This window comes from Rhodoferax bucti (assembly GCF_005876985.1).
GTDB classification, from domain to species: domain Bacteria; phylum Pseudomonadota; class Gammaproteobacteria; order Burkholderiales; family Burkholderiaceae_C; genus Allorhodoferax; species Allorhodoferax bucti.
In genome coordinates, this window is the sequence record NZ_VAHD01000003.1 from 1 (window position 1) to 24937 (window position 24937).

The 24937-nt window shown below is 59.7% G+C and carries 17 protein-coding genes and 4 tRNA genes; 14 read left to right on the forward strand and 7 right to left on the reverse strand.

Annotation, left to right across the window (positions count from 1 at the left end):
* Positions 1 to 103 precede the first annotated feature (103 nt).
* Positions 104 to 568, forward strand: coding sequence for an HAD family hydrolase (locus FDM28_RS11055; RefSeq protein WP_338110186.1), 465 nt, complete (start codon positions 104 to 106; stop codon positions 566 to 568).
* Between the two features lie 10 nt (positions 569 to 578).
* Here the strand turns inward: FDM28_RS11055 and FDM28_RS11060 are convergent, their stop codons facing one another.
* The 4 genes from FDM28_RS11060 to hpnC all read right to left on the reverse strand — a co-directional run bounded on the left by FDM28_RS11060 (position 579) and on the right by hpnC (position 6335).
* Positions 579 to 2996, reverse strand: a complete 2418-nt coding sequence (locus FDM28_RS11060) for a penicillin acylase family protein (protein WP_276611902.1) — start codon at positions 2994 to 2996, stop codon at positions 579 to 581.
* A 68-nt stretch (positions 2997 to 3064) separates the two neighbouring features.
* Entirely contained in the window at positions 3065 to 4393 is a 1329-nt protein-coding gene (gene hpnE / locus FDM28_RS11065; RefSeq protein WP_138515252.1) for a hydroxysqualene dehydroxylase HpnE, read from the reverse strand.
* A complete protein-coding gene (hpnD, locus tag FDM28_RS11070; protein ID WP_138515253.1) occupies positions 4390 to 5229 on the reverse strand; it encodes a presqualene diphosphate synthase HpnD in 840 nt (279 codons plus the stop codon). The genes hpnE and hpnD overlap by 4 nt, the downstream gene beginning before the upstream one ends.
* A 224-nt stretch (positions 5230 to 5453) precedes the next feature.
* On the reverse strand, positions 5454 to 6335 hold the full coding sequence (hpnC, locus tag FDM28_RS11075; protein ID WP_138515254.1) for a squalene synthase HpnC: 882 nt from the start codon (positions 6333 to 6335) through the stop codon (positions 5454 to 5456).
* Positions 6336 to 6458: 123 nt separating this feature from the next.
* Here hpnC and FDM28_RS11080 point away from each other — a divergent pair, with 123 nt between their 5' ends.
* The 12 genes from FDM28_RS11080 to FDM28_RS11135 all read left to right on the forward strand — a co-directional run bounded on the left by FDM28_RS11080 (position 6459) and on the right by FDM28_RS11135 (position 19505).
* Positions 6459 to 7637 carry an efflux RND transporter periplasmic adaptor subunit gene (locus FDM28_RS11080; RefSeq protein WP_138515255.1) on the forward strand — a complete coding sequence of 393 codons (1179 nt, stop codon included), beginning with the start codon at positions 6459 to 6461 and terminating at the stop codon, positions 7635 to 7637.
* 7 nt (positions 7638 to 7644) lie between these two features.
* Positions 7645 to 10797 carry an efflux RND transporter permease subunit gene (locus FDM28_RS11085; RefSeq protein WP_138515256.1) on the forward strand — a complete coding sequence of 1051 codons (3153 nt, stop codon included), beginning with the start codon at positions 7645 to 7647 and terminating at the stop codon, positions 10795 to 10797.
* A gap of 111 nt (positions 10798 to 10908) precedes the next feature.
* A tRNA-Leu gene (locus tag FDM28_RS11090) sits at positions 10909 to 10995 on the forward strand.
* A gap of 66 nt (positions 10996 to 11061) precedes the next feature.
* Entirely contained in the window at positions 11062 to 12372 is a 1311-nt protein-coding gene (gene tig, locus FDM28_RS11095; RefSeq protein ID WP_138515257.1) for a trigger factor, read from the forward strand.
* Positions 12373 to 12506: 134 nt separating this feature from the next.
* Positions 12507 to 13136, forward strand: a complete 630-nt coding sequence (gene clpP / locus FDM28_RS11100; RefSeq protein WP_255413700.1) for an ATP-dependent Clp endopeptidase proteolytic subunit ClpP — start codon at positions 12507 to 12509, stop codon at positions 13134 to 13136.
* Between the two features lie 104 nt (positions 13137 to 13240).
* Entirely contained in the window at positions 13241 to 14506 is a 1266-nt protein-coding gene (gene clpX, locus FDM28_RS11105) for an ATP-dependent Clp protease ATP-binding subunit ClpX (protein WP_138515258.1), read from the forward strand.
* Positions 14507 to 14649: 143 nt separating this feature from the next.
* Positions 14650 to 17082: an endopeptidase La gene (gene lon / locus FDM28_RS11110; protein WP_138515259.1), complete on the forward strand. Its 2433-nt coding sequence runs from the start codon at positions 14650 to 14652 to the stop codon at positions 17080 to 17082.
* 78 nt (positions 17083 to 17160) lie between these two features.
* Positions 17161 to 17236, forward strand: a tRNA-Gly gene (locus FDM28_RS11115).
* A gap of 37 nt (positions 17237 to 17273) precedes the next feature.
* A tRNA-Cys gene (locus FDM28_RS11120) sits at positions 17274 to 17347 on the forward strand.
* A 69-nt stretch (positions 17348 to 17416) separates the two neighbouring features.
* Positions 17417 to 17509 (forward strand) — tRNA-Leu (locus tag FDM28_RS11125).
* Positions 17510 to 17527: 18 nt separating this feature from the next.
* A complete protein-coding gene (locus tag FDM28_RS11130) occupies positions 17528 to 18151 on the forward strand; it encodes a DUF6806 family protein (RefSeq protein WP_138515260.1) in 624 nt (207 codons plus the stop codon).
* 115 nt (positions 18152 to 18266) lie between these two features.
* Positions 18267 to 19505, forward strand: a complete 1239-nt coding sequence (locus FDM28_RS11135) for an HD-GYP domain-containing protein (protein WP_138515261.1) — start codon at positions 18267 to 18269, stop codon at positions 19503 to 19505.
* A gap of 90 nt (positions 19506 to 19595) precedes the next feature.
* On the opposite strand, the gene FDM28_RS11140 is transcribed toward FDM28_RS11135, so the two are convergent.
* Genes FDM28_RS11140 through FDM28_RS11150 form a run of 3 tightly spaced genes read right to left on the reverse strand, consistent with a single transcriptional unit; the run spans position 19596 to position 22749 of the window.
* Positions 19596 to 20870, reverse strand: coding sequence for an acyl-CoA dehydrogenase family protein (locus FDM28_RS11140; RefSeq protein ID WP_138515262.1), 1275 nt, complete (start codon positions 20868 to 20870; stop codon positions 19596 to 19598).
* A 36-nt stretch (positions 20871 to 20906) separates the two neighbouring features.
* Entirely contained in the window at positions 20907 to 21992 is a 1086-nt protein-coding gene (locus FDM28_RS11145; RefSeq protein WP_138515263.1) for a phosphotransferase family protein, read from the reverse strand.
* A gap of 37 nt (positions 21993 to 22029) precedes the next feature.
* The gene (locus FDM28_RS11150) at positions 22030 to 22749 is read right to left on the reverse strand and encodes a Crp/Fnr family transcriptional regulator (RefSeq protein ID WP_138515264.1); all 720 of its coding nucleotides are present in this window, start codon (positions 22747 to 22749) and stop codon (positions 22030 to 22032) included.
* A 193-nt stretch (positions 22750 to 22942) separates the two neighbouring features.
* Between FDM28_RS11150 and FDM28_RS11155 the strand changes: the two genes are divergently transcribed.
* A complete protein-coding gene (locus FDM28_RS11155) occupies positions 22943 to 24922 on the forward strand; it encodes a type IV pilus assembly protein FimV (protein ID WP_170211723.1) in 1980 nt (659 codons plus the stop codon).
* Positions 24923 to 24937 lie beyond the last annotated feature (15 nt).

Sequence of the window (24937 nt, forward strand, 5' to 3'; positions counted from 1 at the left end):
TCGCCGAAGCGAAGGAGCCCCCGGAGAGCGCATCGCGTCTCTCCCTGTCAATTGCTTCATCCATCCTGCGGGTCGCCCCATAAACACCTCCTGATTGAAGGTGTTGCGACGACCGGTTGAATCCGCCTACACTGCGCTGGCGGAGCCCGCCTTTGACGTGTTTTTCGATGCGCGCATGCAGGTGGAGCTGTTTGACGACGCCATCGCCTTGCTGGAGGCCATGGCCGCCCGCTGGCCGGTCGTAGCGGTGTCCAATGGCAATGCGGATGTGCACCGCGTGGGCATAGGCCGCTACTTTGCCGCCAGCGTGAGCGCGCGGGATGCGGGCGTGGGCAAGCCCGACCCGAGAATCTTCCACGCTGCCTGCGAGGTTGTGGGTGTGCAGCCTTCACAGGTGCTGCACATTGGCGACGATGCTGCGCTCGATGTGTTGGGTGCTCTGGGCGTGGGCATGCAGACCGTGTGGGTGAACCGCGAAGAGCATGTCTGGACCTACGACCAGTACCCGCACGCCACCGTGGGCAGCCTGCAGGAGCTGCAAGACTTGCTCAACGGCAGCAGCCACTGAGCCTTGTGGCTTAACGCGCCGGGCGCAGCACCAGGGTGCTCTCGGTGTGGGCCGCAACATCGCTGTCGCGCAACCACATGCGCACATACTCGCCCTTGACGTACTGCTCCGCCTGGTCGGCGTAGTGCTTGTCCGGCCAGACACCGCTTTGTCCCACGGGGTTGATGCCCACGGCCTTGCTGGCATCCGCAAAGTCAATCACCCGGCGGGTGGACGGGCCGTAGTTCACGGCCCAAGGCGCAGGCCCCAGGGAGCCTGACAAGTTGTTGGGGGTTTCGCGCCCGCCGGGCACGGCAAACGGCCCCACATCAAACAGCTTGTTCAGCGGTTTCTGGCGACCCAGCGGATGGCCGTGCGTCAGGGTGTGGGCGCTGCCCCAGCGCCAGTCGAGCAGGCTGGTGCCGTACAGGCCGCGCAGGTGCTGCAGGGTGTTCGCCCAGGCAATGCGCACCGTTTCGAAATGGCTTTCCTTGGCCTTGGTGTTCACATCGTCCCACCACGGGGACAGTGGCTCAGCCACCAGCAGGGGCAGGGCAAAGTCAAGGGCCCGGGTGCGCAGCAGGTTTTGAAAACGCTCCGGTCCCAGCTCGTCTTCAAAGGTGGCCTTGGCCAGCTCATACATCATCTGGGTGAACAGGGTGGCGGCAATGCTGTCTTCGGTGTAGGCGCCATCCCACTTGGTGAGGGGCTCCATGAAGGCTTTGTCGTTTTCGTCGGTCACCACGGCCATCATGACCGGCAGCAGGTTACGCAGAATGCGCGGGCCGTAGTTGTTGGCCACATCGAGCTGGAGCTTGCGGGCCTCGGCACTGTTCCACTTCATCTTGGGCGTGTTCAACAGGGCGTCGAGGCGCTGGGCGCGGTCTGGCAGGTTGTAGTAGCCGGGCACCGGCACACCGCTCTTGGGGCTGGGCTGGTGGTTGGCTGACATGAGGTAGCCCTTGGCCGGGTTCTCGTCCTGCGGGTTGAACTGGAAGGCATAAAACCCCGGCTTTTCGGCCTCGCCTTTGGCGGCATCGAGAATGAACATCGGGTTCACCCCCACCGGGCGCTGGGGCAGCAGGCCGGCGGCCCACCACCCGATGTCACCGGTGGCGTTGGCCCACATCACGTTCAGGCCCGGGGCGTAGATTTTGCTGGCGGCGTTGCGGGCCTTCTCCAGCGTGTCTGCGCGGTTGAGCTCGTAAAAAGCCTGCTGCACCGGGTTCTCCGTGGCCAGAAACGCCCACCACATGGATATCGGGGTGGTGTCTTCCCCCAAGCTGTCCTTGAAGGCATCGTTAATTACCGGGCCGTTGGGCGTGCTGCGCAGGCGGATGCGCACTGGCTCTGCGCCTTTCACCTGAATCAGCTCCGAGCGCTCGCCCATGTCCACCCACTGGCCCTGGTGCCAGACTTGTCGGGGGTTGTCGGGGTTGATCTTTTCGGCAATCAGGTCCATGTCGTCGTTCTGGAACATGGTCAGGCTCCAGCCGAAGTCCATGTTGTGGCCCAGCAGCGCCATGGGGTTCAGAGCTTGAAAGTGCCCGAACAGCTCAAACCCCGGGCTGCTCAGGTGCGCCTCGTACCACACGGCCGGCGCCGAGAAGGCGATGTGCGGATCCCCCGTCAGCAGGGGCTTGCCTGACTCGGTGCGCCGGCCTGCAATGGCCCAGGCGTTGCTGCCTTCGAGCAGGGGCACGCCTCCGAGTTCGGTGGCCTGCAGGCTGGCCGTAGCGATGCGGTCCAAGCTTGCCCAGTCGTGGGTGTTGAGGCGGGTGTGGGCGGCGGTGAGCGGGGCCATCACGCCTTCGGGGTGCCATTCGGTGTCGAAGGCACGCAGGTAATCCGGGCCTAGCTTGTCGCGGATGAAGGTCATCAGCGGCTCGGTGCGAAAGGCCACCGCAAAGCTGTAGGCTAGGTAGCCCGAGACGGCGTAGGTGTCTTCCACGGTGAATGGGTGCTGGGGGATGCCCAGCACATCAAACTCCAGCGGAGCCCGGTGGTGGTCCTGGTACTGGTTGATGCCATCGATGTAGTTCAGCACGGCCTGGCTGGTAGGGGTGTTGCGGTCCATGCGGGCCACGGCTTGTTTGGCGTGTTCGCGCAAGCCCAGGGTGCGAAAGAGCTTGTCCACTTCCAGCAGCTTGGGGCCCAGTACCTCGGCCAACTCGCCGTTGGCCAGGCGGCGCACCATCTCCATCTGGAACAGGCGGTCTTGCGCATGCACATAACCCAGCGCGCGGTAGAGGTCGGCCTCGTTTTGGGCGCTGATGTGGGGCACACCGCGCTCGTCGTAGCGCACCGTGACTTTGTCGCCCAGGGCGCGTAGCTCCACCGTGCCGCTGCGCACGGGTTGTTTGGAATACACATACCAGCCCGCCAGCCCACCCAGGGCCAGCAAGAGCAAGGCCAGCAGCAGGCCCACCAGTTTCAATGCCAGTTTCACAATCAGTCTCCCCAACTATGAAGCGCAGTCTAGCGCGCGAAAAGCATGGCGCGCAGCCGGGTTGTCGCCTAGGTGGAAGCGCGCATAAACGCGTTGAACTGCTCTGCGGCACTGATGCCACTGCGGATGGCACCCTCCAGCGTGGCGGGGTAGGCGCCGGCCACGTAGTCGCCACAGGCCCACAGGCCGGGCGCGATGGCTTGCGGGGGGCGTTGCAGGGCCGGCGTGCAGGCGAAGGTGGCGCGCTTTTCAATCACGGTTTGCACGGCTTGCAGCGTGAGGCCGAGCTGGCTGCGGGCCTGCGCCAGCACCTGGCGCTCCAGCGTGTCTTTGTCGCCCTCGCTGGCACTCACCACAAAGGCCAGCAGGCCCTGTGTGCTATCGAGCTGGCCGCGGTCAAACACGAACTGCGCCGGGCAGTCGGGGCTGTGGCGCAGCGCCACCATGGGGCGCGGCAGGGTGGCACCGGCGGCGTGGGCGTAGACGGTGGCAATCGCTTCAAACTGCAAGGAGGCAGCCGTGGCAGCCCAGGTTTGCAACTGATTTGCTATGGTTTCAGGAGCTGCTTGCGCAGATTCCATAAGCGCCAGAGCCGCATTGGACGATGAAGTGGCCCAGATCACGGCGTCAAACACCTCGCCGTTCACCTGCCAGCGTGTGCCGGTCGAGGCGCTTTCGCGGGGGAGTGCCTGCATATCGTGCACCCGCGCACCGGTGCGCAGCTCGCCCCCATGGGCCACCAGCCACTGCGCGGCGGTGGTGGGGAACAGGGTGCCCAGGTCTTGCGTGGGCAGCAACAGATTGGAGCTGCCGCGCCCGCCGAACAGTGAGTCGCGCAGCACCGTCAAAAACACCTGCCCGCAGGCCCGCTCGGCGGGGGTGTTGAGGGCTGAGACACACAGCGGGTCGATCAGCGTGGCGTTGATGGTGGGGCTCAGCGTGCGGCAGAGGTGGGCCACGCTGGTGCCCGGCGCGCAGCGAAAACCCGCTAGCTGCCAGCCCACCGAGGCACGCAGCAGGCTCCAGCGGTCGCCCCAGGTCCAGCCCCGCGCGGTGGCGATGCCGGCCAGCGCATCCAGTGGGCTGGGCCACAGCGGCAGGGCCAAGCCTTTGCCATCGGCAAAGCGCAGGTCCAGCGGCAGGCGTTTCAGGTGGGTGGCAGGGTCTGCACCCACGATGCGCATCAGCTCCAGGGTGCGGGTGTAGGCGCCAATCAGGATGTGCTGGCCGTTGTCCAGCACCACGGGTGTGCCGTCCGGCAAAGTGCCATTCAGGGCTCTGGCCCGCCCGCCGACTGCGCGGGCTGCTTCAAAAACGATAGCGCGGTGCCCGGCAAGTGTCGCTGTCACCGCAGCCGCCATGCCGGCCCAGCCGGCGCCGACGATCGCTACGTTCACAGACGACCCAGTGCCTGCACCTTCCACGCCAGCCAGAGCTTGCGCAGCGGAGTCAGGCTGACGCGCTGGTGCAGCACCTGGAAGTTGTCGCGCTCAATTTCAGTGAGCAGGGCGCGGTAGATGCTGGCCATCATCAGGCCGGGCTTCTGGGCGCGCCGGTCGGCGGCGGGCAGCAGGGCCAGGGCCTCGTCGTACAAACCTTGGGCGCGTTGGGCCTGGAACTTCATCAGCGCCACAAAGCGGTCGGAGTAGGTGCGTTTGAGGATTTCGTGCGCCTTCACATCGAACTGCTGCAGCTCATTGACCGGCAGGTAGATGCGCCCGCGCATGGCGTCTTCGCCCACATCGCGCAGGATGTTGGTGAGCTGCAGGGCCTGGCCCAGTTTGTGGGCGTACTGGGTGGTTTGCGGGTCGGTCTGGCCGAAGATGCCGGCCGCCACTTCCCCCACCACGCCGGCCACTAGGTGGCAATAGCGTTGCAGGCCGGGGTAGTCGAGGTAGCGGGTTTGCTCCAGGTCCATCTGGCAGCCATCAATCACGGCCAGCAGGTGGCGGGCTTCAATCTTGTAGCTGGTGGTGTGCGGCATCAGGGCCTTCATCACCGGGTGGGTGGCGGTGCCGTTGAAGGACTGCTGCACCTCGGTGCGCCACCAGGCGAGTTTGGTGGCTGCCACTCCGGCGTCGACCATGTCGTCCACCACATCGTCCACCTCGCGGCAGAAGGCATAAAAGGCGGTGATGGCGGCGCGGCGGGGGGCGGGCAAGAAAAGAAAGGCGTAGTAAAAGCTGCTGCCGGACGCAGCGGCTTTTTCCTGGACGTATTGCTCTGGAGTCATGGGCGGTATTGTCGTTGAGGCAGAGCGCAAACTTTTGGACGCGTCGAGTGCCCTTCTCAGGCGGATGTGGTGGCGCAGACAAGAGGCGGGCTGTACGCTTTGCTCCGTGTCCCCCGCCCGCTGCGCGGGCTCCTCCTTGACCTACGCAAAACGCACAGTCCGCCTCTTGTCAGCGTGGCCGGTGCTCACTGGGGTTAGTCAGTAACTGCAGCAGTGCCTTGCGTTCACATCCACAAAGCCCGCCACATCATGACCCCGTAATCCCACGCATACAGCTTGGGCCGGCGCTCCAGGGTGCGGTAGTCCATGGCGGCGATCTTGTCCAGAATGCGCAGGCCACCTTGCACCACCAGGCGCAGCTCCCAGCCGGCGCGGCCGGGCAGGCGGTGTACCAAAGGAGCACCTTTTTGCATGCTAGCGCTTGCCCGCTGTGCGCAGGTAGCTATCAATTTAGTAGCGTTTTCGGTTTGCTTGCGCGCCAGAATGTCCGCCTGGCTCACACCAAAACGCTCGCAGTCTTCCTGCGGCAGGTAGAAGCGGCCACGGGGAATGTCCACACTTAGGTCCTGCCAGAAGTTGATGAGCTGCAGAGCGGAGCAGATGGCGTCGCTCATTGCCAGCGACTCGGCATCGTGCACGCCATAGAGGTGCAGCAGCAGGCGACCTACGGGGTCGGCGGAGCGGCTGCAATAGTCCAACAGCTCGGCGTGGGTGCGGTAGCCGGTGCCGTCGCGGGTTTTCTCGGTGTCCTGCACAAAGGCGTCCAGCAAGGCATGCAGCAGATGCACCGGCAAAGCGTGGGCCTCGCGCTGCGCACTCAGCGGGCCGAACACTTGGGGCCAGCGGGCCAGTGCCTCAGGGGCGCCCTCTAGCCCGCTGCGGTACAGGGCCAGCTCGACCAAGCGCTGGTCGGCGGTGGCGTCGCCCTCGTCGGCAATGTCATCGGCGGTGCGGGCAAAGTGGTAGATGGCCGTGATGGGTGCCCGCAAGTGCGGCGGGCACAGCATCGAGGCCACCGGAAAGTTCTCGTAATGCGTGATGGGCGGGGCGTCTGCGGGCGGTGCCGGATGGGCGTGGGCTGCGTGGCGTTCGGGCGGGGAAGACATGGCCGGCATTGTGCCTGCCGTCCAGAACCTGAAGGGTGGTGGGGCACGCTGCTTGACAAAGATCAGTGCGCCGCTTAAATTACTAACCAACTGGTCATTAACTTATTTCACTACCCCGCACTTATGTCTCCTCAGAAACTTCTTGTCGCCGTGCCGGTGCTGCTCAGTGCTGTACTTCTTGCTGCTTGCTCCAAGCCGGCGCCGCCCGAGGAGCCGGTGCGCGCGGTCAAGCTCATGACGGTGGGTGTGGGCAATATCCAGTCGAGCCTGGAGTTCGCAGCCGATGTGCGGCCCCGTGTCGAGTCCCGCCTCGGTTTCCGGGTGGGCGGCAAGCTGGTGCGCCGCGCCGTGGAGCTGGGCCAAACCGTCAAGGCCGGTCAGGTGATTGCTCAGCTGGACCCGCAAGACTACAAGCTCGCCGCCGACGCAGCACGCGCCCAAGTAGCTGCCGCCCAGACCAACCGCGATCTGGCCGCAGCGGACTACAAGCGCTACAAAGAGCTGCGCGACCAGAACTTCATCAGCGGCGCCGAGCTGGAGCGCCGCGACACGGCCCTCAAAGCGGCCCAGGCCCAACTGGAGCAGGCTCAGGCCCAGCTCAACAGCCAGGGTAACCAGGCGGGTTACACCACGCTGGTGGCCGATGTGTCTGGTGTGGTGACCGCGGTCACGGCCGAAGTCGGCCAGGTGGTGGCCGCCGGCAGCCCGGTGGTGCAAATTGCACAAGACGGCCCGCGTGACGTGGTGTTTGCCGTGCCCGAAGACAAGGTGGCCCTGATCAAGGTTGGCTCCAAGGTGGATGTGCGCGTCTGGGCCAGCAAAACCCAGGTGGAAGGCACCGTGCGCGAGGTGGCTGCCAGTGCCGACCCGGTGACACGCACCTTTGTGGTGAAAGTGGCATTGCAGGCGCAAGACGCCTTGCCGCTGGGAACGACTGTGGCCGTGGTGCCCAAAGCGCTGGACCGCAGCGCGACGCAAGTCATCAAACTCCCCACCAGCGCTCTGCTGCAAGCGGGTGGCGCTTCTCAGGTGTGGGTGCTGGACAGCGCCAGCATGACGGTGAAGCCTCAGCAAGTGACCGTGGCGACTGCCGACGGCAACGATGCTGTGATTACCCAGGGCCTGACCCCCGGCATGCAGGTGGTGGTGGCTGGCGTGCATGTGTTGTCGCCGGGCCAGAAGGTTACGGTTTACAAGCAAAAAGGCGCGGTAGTGCCCGCAGAACCTGCGCAAGCTGCTATGGATTCCGTAGCGGTTCCAGCGGCAACGGCCAGCGCACCCGCCAGTGCATCGGCAAAGTGAGGCGCGCATGAACCTCGACGAACCGAAAAAAGGCTTCAACCTGTCCAAGTGGGCGCTGGACCATTCCGCGCTCACCCGGTACCTGATGATTGTGCTGATGCTCTTGGGCGCGGCCGCCTACTTCCAACTGGGGCAGGACGAAGACCCGCCGTTCACCTTCCGGGCCATGGTGGTGCGCACCTACTGGCCGGGCGCCACCTCGCAGCAGGTGGCCGAGCAAGTCACTGACAAGCTGGAGCGCACCCTGCAAGAGGTGCCCTATGCCGACAAGATCCGCAGCTACTCCAAGCCCGGCGAGTCGCAAATCATTTTCCAGATCAAGGACTCCAGCAAGCCCGCGGATGTGCCGAACGTCTGGTACAGCGTGCGCAAAAAAATCGGCGATATCCGTGGCACCTTGCCGGCGGGGGTAGTCGGTCCTTTCTTCAATGACGATTTCGGCGATGTGTATGGCGTGATCTACGCGCTGGAGGCCGATGGCTTCAACTACGCCGAGCTCAAGACCTTTGCCGACGACGTGCGCCAGCGCCTGCTGCGCGTGCCTGATGTGGCCAAGGTGGAGCTGTTTGGCGCGCAGGACGAGAAGCTGTACATCGAAATTTCGCAAAAGCGCCTGTCGCAGCTCGGCTTGGACTTCAACCAAGTGCTGGCCCAGCTCGGTCAGCAAAACGCGGTGGAGTCGGCCGGTGCGGTGCAAACACCGCTGGACGTGGTGCAGGTGCGTGTGGGCGGCCAGTTCAACCGCGTGGAAGAGTTGGCCGACATGCCAGTTCGCGGTGCCACAGGCAACCAGTTCCGCTTGAAAGACATTGCCACCATCGGCAAGGGCTATGTTGATCCGCCATCCGTCAAGGTGCGCCACCAGGGCAAAGAGGTGATTGCGCTGGGCGTGTCCATGACCAAGGGCGGCGACATCATCGCGTTGGGCCATGCGCTGGAAAAGGCATTTGCAGGCATTGAAAAAGGCCTGCCCGCGGGCATCAAGCTGGTGCAGTTGCAGGACCAGCCCAAGTCCGTCACCACCTCGGTGAACGAGTTTGTGAAGGTGCTGATTGAGGCGGTAGTGATTGTGCTGGCGGTGAGCTTTATCTCGCTGGGCCTGCACAAGCGCCCTGGCAACAACCCCTTGTGGCGCCGTTGGACGCTGGATATGCGCCCCGGCCTGGTGGTGGGCATCACCATTCCATTGGTGCTGGCCGTGACCTTTTTGGGCATGTACTACTGGGGCATCGGCCTGCACAAGATTTCGCTGGGCTCGCTCATCATTGCGCTGGGCTTGCTGGTGGATGACGCCATCATTGCGGTGGAAATGATGGTGCGCAAGATGGAGGAGGGCTACGACAAGGTGCGTGCCGCCACCTTTGCCTACGAAGTCACGGCCATGCCCATGTTGACCGGTACGCTGATTACAGCGGTGGGCTTTTTGCCTATTGGCCTGGCCAAGTCCACCACGGGTGAGTACACCTACGCCATCTTTGCGGTGACAGTGCTGGCGCTGATTTTGAGCTGGTTTGTATCGGTGTACTTTGTGCCTTACCTGGGTAACTGGTTGCTCAAGAGCCAGCCTCACCATGCGGGCGAATCGGTGCACCAGGAGCACTTTGACACGCCTTTCTACAACACCTTCCGTCGCGTGGTGAACTGGTGCGTGCAGTACCGCTGGATGACGATAGGCGCCACCATCCTGGTGTTCGCACTGGGTATCGTGGGCATGGGCAAGGTGCAGCAGCAGTTCTTCCCGGACTCCAGCCGCCCTGAGGTGCTGGTGGACATCTGGTTCCCCGAGGGCACGTCGTTTGCCAACAACCAAGCCGTTACGCAGCGGGTGGAAGCCCGCCTGATGCAGGAGCCCGGCGTGTCCGCCGTGAGCACCTGGATCGGCTCCGGGGTGCCGCGCTTCTATTTGCCGCTGGACCAGGTGTTCCCGCAGACCAACGTGTCGCAGTTCATCATCATGCCGGTGGACCTCAAGGTGCGCGAAGCCCTGCGGGTGAAGCTGCCGGCGCTGTTGGCCAGTGAGTTCCCAGAAGTGCGGGGTCGCGTCAAGCTGCTGCCCAATGGCCCGCCGGTGCCGTATCCGGTGCAGTTCCGCGTGGTGGGCACCGACCCGCTGGTGTTGCGCGAGCGCGCCGATGAGGTTAAGGCCGTCATGCGCCGCAGCACCAATACCCGTGGTGTGAATGACAACTGGAACGAGTCCGTGAAGGTGCTGCGCCTGGAGGTGGATCAGGATAAAGCCCGCGCCCTCGGTGTGAGCAGCCAAAGCATTGCGCAAGCGGCCAAGACGATTTCGCTGGGCTCCACCGTTGGCCAATACCGCGAAGGGGACAAGCTCATCGACATCGTGTTGCGCCAGCCCCTGGACGAGCGCAACGCCATCACCGATATTGCGAATGCCAATTTGCCCACCAGCAGTGGCAAGTCTATTCCGATTACCCAGATCGCCAAGCCGGTGTTCACCTGGGAGCCGGGCGTGATGTGGCGCGAAAACCGCGACTACGCCATCACAGTGCAAAGCGACATCGTGGAAGGCCTGCAGGGCGCCACCGTCACGGCCGAGCTGCAGCCCCAAATGAAGGAGCTGCAAGCCCAGTGGGCGGCCAAAGGCTTGTCGGGTTACCGGATTGAGGTGGCGGGTGCGGTGGAGGAGAGCTCCAAGGGCTCGTCGTCCATCGTGGCGGGGGTACCCATCATGCTGTTCCTGACCTTTACGCTGCTCATGCTGCAGTTGCAAAGCTTCAGTCGCTCGTTGCTGGTGTTCATCACCGGGCCTTTGGGCATTGCCGGTGTGGCGGGGGCTTTGCTGGTGTTGGGGCGCCCTTTCGGCTTCGTTGCGTTGCTAGGCGTCATTGCCTTGATGGGCATGATCCAGCGCAACTCGGTGATCCTGATCGACCAGATTGAGCAGGACCGTGCTGCCGGCATTCCTGCCTGGGATGCGATTGTGGAGTCGGCGGTGCGCCGTTTGCGCCCGATTGTGCTGACGGCTGCCGCTGCCGTGCTGGCGATGATTCCGCTGTCGCGCTCCGTGTTTTGGGGGCCCATGGCTGTGGCCATCATGGGCGGGCTGATTGTGGCTACCGTGCTGACTTTGCTGGCTCTGCCGGCGATGTATGCCGCCTGGTTCCGGGTCAAACGCGAGATTCCTGCCGCAACTTGAAAAGAAGGTGCCCGCTTACAGGCTAAAATAGCGGGTTGACCGATTTCAAACGGGAAGTTGGGGCTGCGCAGACTGGTTCTGTGGCGTGCCCGGCTCCCGTGTTTTGTTTTAGCGCGGGTGGCGAAATTGGTAGACGCACCAGGTTTAGGTCCTGACGGTGGCAACACTGTGGGGGTTCGAGTCCCCCCCCGCGCACCAACCTACGAAGGCATCCCAGCGATGCCGCAGGTGAAATTCCTGCCAAATCAATATTAGGAGTAAACGATGGCCGTTACTGTAGAAACTCTGGAAAAGCTGGAGCGCAAGATTACGTTGACACTGCCCGTGGGCGTGATCCAGACCGAAGTTGACAGCCGTCTGCGCAAGCTGGCTCGTACCGTGAAGATGGACGGTTTCCGTCCCGGCAAGGTGCCCATGAATGTGGTGGCCCAGCGTTACGGCTATTCGGTGCACTACGAAGTGATGAACGACAAAGTGGGCGAAGCTTTCTCCCAAGCTGCCAACGAAGCCAAGTTGCGCGTAGCAGGTCAGCCCAAGATTTCTGAGAACGAAACTGCGCCCGAAGGCCAAGTGGCGTTCGATGCGATTTTCGAAGTGTTTCCCGAAGTCAAAATTGCTGACTTGGCAGGTGCCGAAGTCGAGAAGTTGACCGCGGATGTGACCGACGAAGCCATCGACAAGACTATCGAAATCCTGCGCAAGCAACGTCGCACTTTCGCCCAGCGCGCTCAAGACACCGCTGCCCAAGACACCGATCGCGTGACTGTGGACTTCGAAGGCAAGATCGATGGCGAACCCTTTGCTGGTGGCAAAGCTTCTGACTTCCAGTTCATCTTGGGCGATGGCCAGATGCTCAAGGAATTTGAAGATGCAACCCGTGGCATGAAGTCCGGCGAAAGCAAGACCTTCCCCCTGGCATTCCCCGCTGACTACCACGGTAAAGACGTGGCCGGCAAGACTGCTGACTTCCTGGTGACTTTGAAGAAGCTCGAAGCTGCCAACCTGCCTGAAGTGGATGGCGCATTGGCCAAGTCCTTGGGTATTGCTGATGGCACCGTGGAAGCCTTGCGTGCAGACATCCGCAAGAATTTGGAGCGTGAAGTCAAGCACCGTCTGTTGGCACGCAACAAGCAAGCTGCCATGGACGCGTTGGTGGCCAAGGCTGAGTTGGACTTACCCAAGTCCAGCGTACAAGCCGAGCTCGACCGCATGGTCGAAAGCGCCCGTGCAGACCTGAAGCAACGCGGCATCAAAGATGCCGACAAGGCCCCGATCCCTGACGACATCTTCCGCCCCCAAGCTGAGCGCCGCGTGCGTTTGGGCTTGGTTGTGGCTGAGCTGGTTCGCTCCAACGATCTGGCTGCCAAGCCTGAGCAGATCAAAGCCCACGTGGAAGAGTTGGCTGCCAGCTATGAGAAGCCTGCTGACGTGATCCGTTGGTACTACGGCGACAACCGCCGCATGGCCGAAGTGGAAGCGGTAGTCATCGAGAACAATGTGACTGAGTACATCCTGTCCAAGGTCAAAGTGACTGACAAGTCCGTGTCCTTTGATGAATTGATGGGTCAGAACTAAAGCAAAGCGCAGGCGCAAACTTTGCGTCGTAGCGAAATGGGGCTTGCGCGGGACTTGCAGTCCTGCGTTTAAGCCCCATTTGCTTTTTGACTTGACTTTTTCGGTACAGTTACACCCTATATTTTGGAGAGCTTATGAACGTCAAATACGGAATGTCCGGCGCCATGGAAACCCAAGCCTTGGGAATGGTGCCCATGGTGATCGAGCAATCGGGACGTGGCGAGCGCTCCTACGACATTTACTCCCGCTTGTTGAAAGAGCGGGTGATTTTTCTGGTGGGGCCGGTGAATGACCAGACGGCCAACCTGGTGGTCGCGCAATTGCTGTTCTTGGAAAGCGAAAATCCAGACAAGGACATCTCGTTCTACATCAACTCCCCTGGTGGTTCGGTGAGTGCAGGCATGGCGATTTACGACACCATGAACTTCATCAAGCCCGATGTGTCTACGCTGTGCACCGGCATGGCCGCCAGCATGGGAGCATTCCTGTTGGCAGCAGGCGCCAAGGGCAAGCGTTTTTCCTTGCCCAATTCCAAGGTCATGATTCACCAACCGCTCGGCGGCACACAGGGTCAGGCTACGGAAATTGAAATCCATGCCCGTGAAATCCTGAAAACACGTGAGCAACTGAACAAGATCCTGGCAGAGCGTACTGGCCAGCCTCTAGAGAAGATTGAGCGCGATACCGAGCGCGACTATTACCTCTCCGCAGACGAGGCCAAGGAGTATGGCTTGGTGGATCAGGTGATCGCCAAGCGCCCCTGATTCCGGCGGGCTGCTTGGGCCCTCCCGAACGGTGCCTCTCCCTCGGATAGGCACCGTTTTCATTTGGTTATCATTGCTTAACTTAGCGAAAAAGGCAGACATCCATGGCCGAAAAAAAAGGCTCAACCAGCGAAAAAACCCTGTACTGCTCCTTCTGCGGCAAGAGCCAGCACGAGGTCAAGAAACTGATCGCTGGTCCGTCCGTCTTTGTGTGCGATGAATGCATCGATTTGTGCAACGAAATCATCCGCGACGAGTTACCGGCAACCACCGAGAACAAGGACGCCCGCAGTGATTTGCCCACACCGGCGGACATCAAGGCGAATCTCGACAATTACGTCATCGGCCAGGAGCCTGCCAAGCGCACACTAGCGGTGGCGGTCTACAACCACTACAAGCGCCTCAAGCACAAAGAAAAAGCCAAGAAAGACGATGTGGAGCTCGCCAAGAGCAACATCTTGTTGATTGGCCCCACCGGCTCCGGCAAAACATTGTTGGCGCAAACACTGGCGCGCATGCTGGATGTGCCTTTTGTGATGGCTGATGCCACCACCTTGACCGAAGCGGGTTACGTCGGTGAAGACGTGGAAAACATCGTGCTGAAGCTCTTGCAGAGCTGCAATTACGATGTGGAGCGTGCACAGCGCGGGATTGTTTACATCGACGAGATCGACAAAATTTCCCGTAAATCGGACAACCCTTCCATCACCCGCGATGTCTCTGGCGAAGGTGTGCAGCAGGCCTTGCTGAAGTTGATCGAGGGCACCATGGCCAGCGTACCTCCGCAAGGTGGGCGCAAGCACCCCAACCAGGATTTCGTCCAAATAGACACGACGAACATTCTGTTTATTTGCGGCGGTGCGTTTGCCGGTTTGGAAAAGGTGATTGAAAACCGTACTGAATCTTCCGGCATTGGCTTTGGTGCTGCCGTCAAGAGCAAGCAGCAACGTGCGTTGACGGAAGTGTTCAAAGAGGTTGAGCCTGAGGACTTGATCAAATTCGGTTTGATTCCTGAGCTTGTCGGGCGTATGCCGGTAGTGGCAACCTTGGCGGAGTTGACAGAGGATGCTTTGGTGCAAATCCTGACAGAGCCCAAGAATGCCCTGGTGAAGCAATATGCCAAGTTGCTGGCCATGGAAGGTGCGGAGCTCGAAATTCGGCCTGCCGCCCTGCAAGCGATTGCTAAACGGGCTTTGGTGCGCAAAACGGGCGCCCGCGGATTACGCTCGATTTTGGAGCAATCCCTGATCGATACCATGTATGAGTTGCCCAATGCGGGTAATGTGGAAAAAGTGGTGGTGGATGAGTCCACCATCGAGGAAAACAAACCTCCGCTGCTGGTGTACCGCGAATCTGCCAAGAAGGCGTAACAGTGCCGCCTCAAGAGCTGAATTAACGCGGCTTTTTAGGGCATTCAATCTCACTTGGGGGATGGCTCAGTTTTTGATAATGGAGCCATCCTTGAAATCCGGGCTTTGCAGTCCATATTCAACAGGTAACTAAAGGTTTTCCTATGTCCGGTCATATTCCCCTGCCTGCAACCCCACTCGAACTTCCGCTGCTTCCCTTGCGGGATGTCGTGGTGTTTCCGCACATGGTCATTCCCTTGTTTGTGGGGCGCCCCAAGAGCATCAAGGCCTTGGAAGCAGCCATGGAGGCCGAGCGCCGCATCATGTTGGTGGCCCAAAAGGCGGCCGCCAAAGATGATCCTGTGGTGTCCGATATGTTTGATGTCGGTTGCGTCTCAACCATTCTGCAAATGTTGAAACTTCCTGACGGCACGGTGAAGGTGCTGGTGGAAGGGCATCAGCGTGCAAAAGTCAATGAAATTGCGGAAGGTGAATCGCATTTCACTGCCAATGTCACGCCCATTGAAATTCCAGCGGAAGGTTCAGAGGTAGACCGTAAGTCGGGGAGCGAAGTCGAGGCGCTGCGCCGTGCGGTGATGCAGCAGTTTGACCAATACGTCAAACTGAACAAAAAAATTCCCCCGGAAATTTTGACCTCCATCTCCAGCATCGATGATGCTGGTCGGCTGGCGGATACGATTGCCGCCCATTTGCCCTTGAAGCTCGATAGCAAGCAAGCGGTATTGAGCCTGCCTGATGTGAAGGGGCGTTTGGAAAATCTGTTCGAACAAATTGAGCATGAAGTGGACATTCTCAACGTGGATAAGAAGATCCGCGGGCGCGTCAAGCGCCAGATGGAGAAGAACCAGCGTGACTTCTACCTGAATGAACAGGTCAAAGCTATTCAGAAAGAGCTGGGTGAGGGCGAAGATGGCGCCGACATTGAAGAGATCGAGAAAAAGATCAAGTCCGCCAAGATGCCTAAAGAGGCCTTGAAGAAGGCCGAGGCAGAACTCAAGAAGTTGAAACTGATGTCCCCTATGTCCGCTGAAGCGACAGTGGTGCGGAACTACATCGAGGTACTCACTGGCCTGCCTTGGACAGCGAAGACCAAGATCAAACACAACTTGCTCAACGCGGAAAATGTTCTAAACCAAGACCACTACGGCCTGGACAAGGTCAAAGACCGCATTTTGGAATATCTTGCAGTTCAACAGCGAGTGGACAAAGTCAAGGCTCCCATTCTGTGCCTGGTGGGGCCTCCTGGTGTGGGTAAGACATCTTTGGGACAGAGTATTGCCAAAGCAACGGGTCGCAAGTACGTGCGAATGGCCTTGGGCGGCATGCGCGATGAGGCGGAAATTCGCGGGCATCGCAGAACCTACATCGGTGCGATGCCGGGCAAGGTGCTCCAAAGTTTGTCAAAGGTCGGAACGCGTAACCCGCTGTTCCTGCTGGATGAAATCGACAAATTGGGAACCGACTTCCGGGGTGACCCGAGCAGCGCCCTTTTGGAGGTTTTGGACCCCGAGCAAAACAACAAATTTGGCGACCACTATGTCGAGGTGGACTATGACCTCAGCGATGTGATGTTTGTGGCGACCTCCAACTCGATGAATATTCCTCCGGCATTGCTGGACCGTATGGAAGTGATTCGGTTGTCGGGCTACACCGAAGACGAAAAAACCAACATTGCCATTACTTATCTGTTGCCCAAGCAGATGAAGAACAACGGCGTGAAGGAGTCGGAGTTATCGGTTTCCGATGATGCTGTGCGAGACATTGTTCGGTATTACACGCGAGAGGCGGGAGTACGTTCTTTGGAGCGCGAGTTGTCCAAGATTTGCCGTAAGGTGGTCAAGGGACTGTTGCTGAAGAAGATGACTGCACAGGTGGTGGTCACTGCGGATAACTTGAACGACTTTTTGGGCGTACGCCGTTACACCTATGGCCGCGCTGAAGAGCAAAACCAAGTAGGGCAAGTCGTCGGCTTGGCGTGGACAGAGGTTGGCGGCGATCTGCTCACTATTGAAGCGGCATTGACTCCTGGTAAAGGCGTGATTACGCGCACAGGCTCTTTGGGCGACGTGATGAAGGAGTCGGTAGAGGCTGCTCGTACCGTGGTGCGAAGCCGGGCTCGCCGATTGGGAATCAAGGATGAGGTGTTTGATAAAAAGGACATTCACATTCACGTGCCGGATGGCGCTACACCCAAAGATGGTCCGAGTGCGGGCGCCGCAATGGCTACCGCATTTGTGTCTGCATTGACCGGTATTCCTGTGCGTGGTGATGTCGCCATGACGGGTGAGATCACCTTGCGCGGGGAAATCACGGAGATTGGTGGGCTCAAGGAAAAGCTGCTTGCGGCGCTGCGTGGCGGCATCAAAACGGTGTTGATTCCTGAGCAGAATGCCAAGGACTTGCAGGATATTCCGGAGAATGTCAAAAACGGACTTGAAATCGTCCCTGTGCGCTGGATCGACAAAGTCCTGGAGTTAGCTCTCGAGTCGCTGCCTGTACCACTGGCGGATGAAGAGGTAGCGACTGGGGTTGCGCCTGCGCTGGTGCCCGACGCATCGGCTGTGATCAAACATTGAAATTTCACATTGGCTTTGAAAAAATACGTGCTTTGGATAAAACTGGAGAAAAGCACGCTATAATTTGAGGCTTGAAACGCGGGAATAGCTCAGTTGGTAGAGCGCAACCTTGCCAAGGTTGAGGTCGAGAGTTCGAGACTCTTTTCCCGCTCCAATTCCAAAAAGGGAAGCGCATGCTTCCCTTTTTAAATGGCGCGGTAGCAAAGCGGTTATGCCCCGGATTGCAAATCCGGTTAGTCCGGTTCGACTCCGGACCGCGCCTCCAGATTTATCTGGTCCAGATGCCCTGTCAACTCCAGTTGATAGGGCATTTTGTTTGACAATAGACACTCATGCCCGAGTGGTGAAATTGGTAGACACATCGGACTTAAAATCCGCCGCTTCGTGAATAACGGGCGTACCGGTTCGATTCCGGTCTCGGGCACCATTTACTAGTAGCCGTCTCATGTCACGCTTCAACGCCTCGTTCGAAATCCACGTTCATGGCCAAGTGCTCCTCCGGCCGGACGTTACTTACTCCCAGCTTCAAGATGCGCTAAAGCCCATTTGGCGGTATGCCGGTGCCAAGTCGTTGGCTGACGGCGCCAAGAGCAGCTACGAGGACGAGCCTGGCATTCAGATGGATGCCCATGAACACGCATTGCGCATGTGCTGGACGGTTCCTGGTGACGAAGATTTTCGTCAAGTGCTGGATGAGGTTTGCATGAGCCTCAATGAGTTGGCAAGCGCTGGCGCTGCGATTGAAGTGACCTTTTACGACACAGAGTTTGACGAGGAAGAGGCCGCGCCGGGAACCCAATCGCGTGATGACTTTGTAATGGCTTTTGTGGGGCCTGATCCTGCTGCCATCATGCAGGTACAGCGTGATATTCTGGTGCAGGACACGATCAATTTACTGGAGCGTCATTTTGACGGCGCAGAATTGGGCGGCGTGGTTGCGGAGATTGACAAGCTGTTCGCTCAGCGCTTCGACGACTTGGTGAATTCGTTGGAAATCGGCAAACCACCCCGCGGATCAGGCGGTTCCGGCGGCGGGCATGGTGGGCGCAAGCCACGCCATTTGCACTGAGCACCGCCCGCATTGATGCGGTTTTCCGTGCCAAAGCCTATACTGGTTTCTTGCTGATTTGGTCGTTTCCATCACGCTCATCCGCGCACACCGTTGGTGCAAATAGCAGGGCTTTATGCTGAAGAAAATTGCAGTTGAGCAACTCGTTCTCGGAATGCATCTGAAGGAGTTTTGTGGCTCCTGGATGGAACATCCTTTCTGGCGCTCCGGCTTCGTGATTACGGACCCGAAAGACTTGGTCACGATCCGGGCCAGTGCGATCCGCGAAGTTTGGATTGACTGCAGCAAGGGTTTGGATGTGCCTGAAGGGCAGGCAGCAGTTTCCGAATCTGAGTCTGATGCACAAGTGGAAGCCGAGCTGCGTGAAGCTGTGTCAGCGAGGCGGGAGGTGGCTCCCGTTTCCGTGCAGGCAGAGATAGAGCGCGCCGCCAAAATTTGTTATCAGTCCAAGCAGGCGGTGATGTCCATGTTCAGCGAGGCCCGCATGGGCAAGACCGTGGATACGGGTAGCGCCAAACAGTTGGTGGAAGAAATTACCGACTCGGTTTCCCGCAACCCGGGGGCGCTGATCAGCCTGGCTCGCTTGAAAACTGCAGACGATTACACCTACATGCATTCGGTTGCCGTGTGCGCCATGATGGTGGCACTGGCCAAGCAATTGGGTTTGAGCGAGGAGCAAACCCGTTCTGCGGGTATAGCGGGTTTGATGCACGATTTGGGCAAAGCGGCGATGCCGATGGATGTGTTGAACAAGCCCGGCAAACTCACAGACGCAGAGTTTTCCATCATCAAGACCCATCCCGAAGAGGGTTACAAGTTGCTGCAGTCGGGCGCCAATGTGGATCCTATGGTGCTGGATGTGTGTCTGTATCACCATGAGAAGGTGGACGGGTCTGGCTACCCCAAGGGACTCAAGGGCGATGAAATCAGTCTTTTTGCCAAGATGGGGGCGGTGTGTGACGTGTACGACGCGATTACCTCTAACAGGCCCTACAAGTCCGGCTGGGACCCTGCAGAGTCGCTGCGCAAAATGGCCGAATGGGCCAGCGGCCACTTCGATGGCAAAGTATTTCAAGCTTTTGTGAAGAGCTTGGGGATTTACCCGATTGGCTCCTTGGTTCAGCTCAGCTCGGGGCGCCTGGGGGTGGTGGTGGAGCAGACGAGCAAGTCTTTGACTACACCGAGAGTGAAAGTGTTTTACTCCACCAAGTCGAATATGCGCATCGTTCCGGAGGTCATTGACTTGTCTCGCCCCGGCACCACTGAAAAGATTCTCAGCCGGGAGGATCCCGCCAAATGGAAGTTTGCCGATCTGAACGAGCTGTGGTCCGGTATCTCTGGCCACCCCTGGTAATACGCGCTATTGGCCTCTAGCGCCCGCTATGCGTGCGGGTGCTGCTATCAAAAAAGGAGTTCTCCTTAGCCGGAAGAACTCCTTTTTGCGTTAGCAACCCCGGGTAATGGGCATTTCTACCGGCTTGGGGTTCAGCGCATATTTGCCGAGCTCCAGTTTGGCAATCGCGTTGCGGTGCACTTCATCCGGTCCGTCAGCAAAGCGCAGCGTGCGCGCGCAGGTGTAGGCGTAGGCCAAGGGAAAGTCGTCGCACATGCCCCCACCACCGTGGGCCTGAATGGCCCAGTCGATGACTTCGCAGGCCATGTTGGGTGCCACCACTTTGATCATGGCAATCTCGTTCTTGGCAAATTTGTTGCCGGCAATATCCATCATCCAGGCGGCCTTGAGCGTTAGCAGCCGGGCCATGTCGATCTTGCAACGTGCCTCGGCAATCCGTTCCTGGGTTACGGTTTGTGCAGAGACGGGCTTGCCGAATGCCACCCGGCTGGATGCACGCTTGCACATCAGCTCTAGCGCGCGCTCGGCCAACCCAATCAAGCGCATGCAATGGTGAATGCGGCCGGGGCCCAGGCGGCCTTGTGCAATTTCGAAGCCACGCCCTTCACCCAGCAAAATGTTGTTGATGGGAACGCGGACGTTTTCAAACGTCATTTCCATGTGGCCGTGGGGCGCATCGTCGTAGCCGAACACATTCAATGGGCGCACGATGGTGATGCCCGGTGTGTCTGCCGGAACCAGCACCATGCTTTGCTGCGAGTGGCGGGGCGCTTCCGGGTCAGTTTTGCCCATGGTGATGTAGATCGCACAGCGTGGGTCCCCGGCACCTGAAATCCACCATTTGCGGCCGTTGATCACGTATTCGTCGCCCTGGCGTTCAATGCGTGTCTCAATATTGGTGGCATCGCTGGATGCCACAGCTGGCTCGGTCATGGCAAAGGCAGAGCGGATCTTTCCGGCCATCAGGGGCTTGAGCCAGCGTTGTTTGCTCTCTTCAGAGCCGTAGCGGGCAATGGTTTCCATATTTCCGGTATCGGGTGCTGAGCAGTTGAACACCTCGCTGGACCACATGACCCGCCCCATGATTTCTGCCAGTGGCGCGTATTCCTGGTTGGTCAGCCCTGCGCCATGAAAGCCGGCAGCCTCTGCGCTGTCCACGGGAAGAAACAAGTTCCACAGCCCGGCGGCCTGCGCTTTGGGTTTCAGGTTTTCAATGGTTTGCAGGGGTGTCCAGCGTTTACCGGCTTGCGTGTTGGCGGCAATCTCTGCGTGGTAAGCGCTCTCGGCCGGGTAGACGTGCTCGTCCATGAACTTGAGCAGGCGGGCCTGCAGTTCTTTGGTTTTGGGGGAATAGTCAAAGTCCATGGTGTCTCCGTTGATTCAAGCAATAAGGGTGGCCGTTCAAGCCTTGTTGGCAAAGCTCCATGCCAGTTGGGCGAGAGGGCGGGCGCCTGCTGCAGAGCTGACCGCTTGCGCACTCGAAGCGGTGCCGGCTTCCACCCGCTTTGCAATGCCTTGCAAGATGGCGGCGATGCGGAACATGTTGTAGGCCATATAAAAGTTCCAGTCGGCCCGCAGTTGTTCGGGCGTTGCCAGGCCCGTGCGCTTGCAGTAGAGCTGGATGTACTCTTGCTCCGAGGGGATGCCCAAGGCTGCATGATCCAGGCCGCCAATACCGCGAAACGCCCCCGGTGGGATGTGCCACGCCATGCAGTGGTAGCTGAAGTCCGCCAGCGGATGACCTAGGGTGGATAGCTCCCAATCAAGCACCGCAGTGATGCGGGGCGCATCGGCTGCAAACATCAGGTTATCCAGCCGGTAATCCCCGTGGACGATGCTCACCATGGAGTCGTCTCGCGCCATGGCCGGAATATTTGCGGGCAGCCAGGCCATGAGCTGGTCCATTTCCGGAATCGCTTCGGTCACAGATGCGGTGTACTGCTTGCTCCAGCGGCTGATCTGCCGCTCAAAATAGTTGCCTGGCTTGCCGTAGCCCGCCAAGCCTTTGTCTGCAAAGCGCACGGTGTGCAGCGCTGCAATCACCCGGTTCATTTCCAGGTAGATGTTGCGCCGCTCCGCAGGCGTCATGCCCGGCAGTGACTGGTCCCACAGCACCCGGCCTTGTTTGTACTCCATGACATAAAACGCGCGGCCAATGACGCTTTCGTCCTCGCACAGGCAGAGCATGGCCGGCACCGGCACTTCGCTTTCCGCCAAGCCCTGCATGACCGCGTATTCCCGCTCGATCGCATGCGCGGAGGGCAGCAATTTGGCAACCGGCCCCGGCTTGGTGCGCATCACATAGCTGCACCGGGGCGTGTTCAGTTTGTAGGTGGGGTTGGATTGCCCACCTTTGAACATCTCCAAGCTCAAAGGACCTTCGTAGCCGGGCAGATGCTTCTGTAGCCAGAGGTCCAGGGCTTCCAGATTCAGCATGTGTTGGGCGCTCACACTGCGCGTGCCGACGAAATGATCGAATTCACTCATGCGATGAAGGGGGGGTAAGGGGTTGAAGGGGCGGGGTTCAGTTTTCGGACTCGATCACCCGCATCAGTGCTGCGCGGTCCCGGATGACCAGGCCGCCGGGTTCGATGCGAATCGTTTCCTCCCGCTCCATGGCTTTGAGTTCCTGGTTGACCCGCTGCCGAGACGCGCCCAGCAACTGTGCCAATTCCTCTTGGGCGAGCTGCAGGCCGATGCGCACCTCGTTGCCGTTGCTCAGCGAGGGGATGCCGTAGCTGCGCACCAAGTGCAGTAGTTGTTTGGCCAGGCGGGCTCGCAGGGGCAGGGTGTTCAAGTCTTCTACCAATCCGTAAAGCTGGCGGATACGCCGCGCATGCAAGCGCAACATGGCTTCGTACAACTCCACATGGGTAGCGAGGATTTTTTTGAAATCGGCTTTGGCCACGCACAGCACGGTGCTGTCCCCGTGGGCATACGCATCGTGGGTGCGGCGATCCCCATCGAAAATGGCCACATCGCCAAACCAGATTCCCGGCTCCACGTAGGTCAAGGTAATTTGCTTGCCTGAGATGGAGGTGGAGCTCACCCGCACGGCTCCTTTGGCGCAGGCAATCCACTCCTCCGGCGGCTCGCCGCGCGCTGCGATCAGGTCGCCGTCTTTGTATCGCTTGACGTAGGCACATCGGAGAATGTCGTGTTTCAGGGAGGGCGAAAGGGTTGAAAACCACCGGCCAGCGTTGATGGCAGATCGTTCGTCGATGGTAAGAATGGGTTCGTCCATGGTCTGTCTTTTGGGTGACTGAAAACAAAGGGCTTCTGGGAGAATTGTCACCCCGGAGACCCGGGCATGCGCTCGGAGCTGTCCCCTGTGTGTCTTGTGGGTACCGGCACGAAGCATGCTTGGACTTATGCGAGAATCATTTGTAACAATGAACCCTGCTTTCAGACTCACTTCTTGCGCAATAGCGGCAGCTTTGCTGGCTTTCTCTGTCGGCAGTCATGCACTCACTTTGGGTCGCGCGCGTGGGGCGGCCATCGTGGCCCAGCCTTTGAATGTTTCCATCGCAGTGTCTGCAAATGCAGATGAAGATGTGAGTGATGTGTGCTTTGAGGCGGACGTGTTCTACGGCGAAAGCAGGGTAGACGGTAGCCGGGTCACGGTGAGTGCCGATACGGCCACCGCCGGACAGACGTGGTCTGTGCGAATCAGTAGCCGGCTGCCTGTTGATGAGCCTGTGGTCACGGTCTACCTGCGATCCACTTGCTCCGCCAAAGCGTCTCGTCGCTATGTGCTCTTGGCCGATGTAGCCACGGATAGCGTTTCTGCCACGCCGGCTCTCCCGTCGGTGCTTGCCTCACCGGTTACCTCCGTGCCTGCAACCGGCAAACCGGTGGTGGATGCCGGCGGTAAAAATGCAGCGTCTGTGGTGGGTGGGGCTGCCGATAACCGTGCGCCAGATGCCAAACGCAAGCGGGAGCGCGAACTGCCCGAGAAGCCAACGTTTGCTTCTAATCGCACTGCTTCGTCAAGCAAAAGTGGCGCGTCATCTAAGTCCCGCCTCAAGCTAGCACCACTGGATTTGTCGGTAGAGCGTGATCCTGCGCTCCAGAGCACGCCGGAGCTGCTGTCTACCCCGACCGAAGACAATCAAAAGCGTGGCGAAGCCATTGCGCTATGGCGCGCCTTGAACCTTACGCCTGAAGATGTGATGCGGGATGCTGCGCGTTTGCAAGGGCTGGAGGCCACAGTCCGCGAGCTGAGCAGCATCAGCAAGTCCAATCAGCAACAAATGCAAGCCCTCAAGGGGGCTCTGGAGCAGTCGGGCCGCGAGCGATATAGCAATTCCGTGGTCTGGGGCTTGGGCGGAGCGATTCTGTTGCTTCTTGCCGGTGGTGTGTGGTTGATCCGTCGGCAGCAGTCGGGCAGCAGCAATTCCGCTTGGTGGCAGCCGGATGCTGAGTCAGCACTGTCACCAGAGTTGGCCGATGCGGTGCATGCAGACGTTCCGGATATCGACCTCTCTATTGCTACAGCGCCTCCGGTATCTTCCACTGGTGGTGCGATGGCTACGCTCGTGCAGCAGCCTTTGGCCGATGTTGATATCGACCTGCATCTGGAGCCCGTGTCGGCAGTGGGTGCGGCGGCCAGCCAAACGAAGCAGGTGCGAAACACGCCCGTGCCGGCGAGCGTGGCGCTCCCATCTCGCACGATGGAGTTGCGTGAGTTTTCACACAGCATGTCGGGCAGTTTGCGGTCTATGAACACCCAGGAAATGCTGGACATCCGGCAGCAGGCGGAGTTCTTCGTTACGCTGGGGCAATACGACGACGCTCTTTCGCTGCTGCAGGGGCATATTGCTGATGCGACGGAGGCCAATCCGTTGGTCTACCTCGACCTGTTGAGAATTCTGCATACCTTGAGCCGCAAGGATGAGTTCGATAGCTACCGTGCCGAGTTCAATGCCATCTTTACGGGCCAGGTCGCGGAGTACAAAGACTTCTCCAAGCCCAGCGAAGGCTTGGAGGTCTACCCGGAGCTGTGCGCACACCTGAGCAAGCTGTGGCCGTCCCGCGAAGCCCTGCATTTCATTGAGGGTTGCTTGGTGCGCAATGCCAATGCGGCAGCCACGATGCTGTTCGAGCTGGAAGCATTCAAAGAGCTATTGCTGCTACACGGCGTGGCTACGCGCCTGGTTGAGGCATTGGACGGTGCGCCGGTCTCTTTCAGCGCCAGCAGGCCGGTGGCGCCCGTGGCGCCTGCCTTCCATACCGGCCCGAGTCCTCTGGATGTTTCCTTGCCCGTGAGCACCTCCGCGCCTGCCGAAGTCGATTTCGAGCTGGATATTTCTCTCGACCTGCCTGAGCCGCCGGTTCCCGCTTCCGTGGATAACCTGATCGACTTTGATCCATCCGGGCTCACGTTCAGCGCAACCAAAGACAAGCACCCCGGTTAAAAGGTGCAGCGCCGC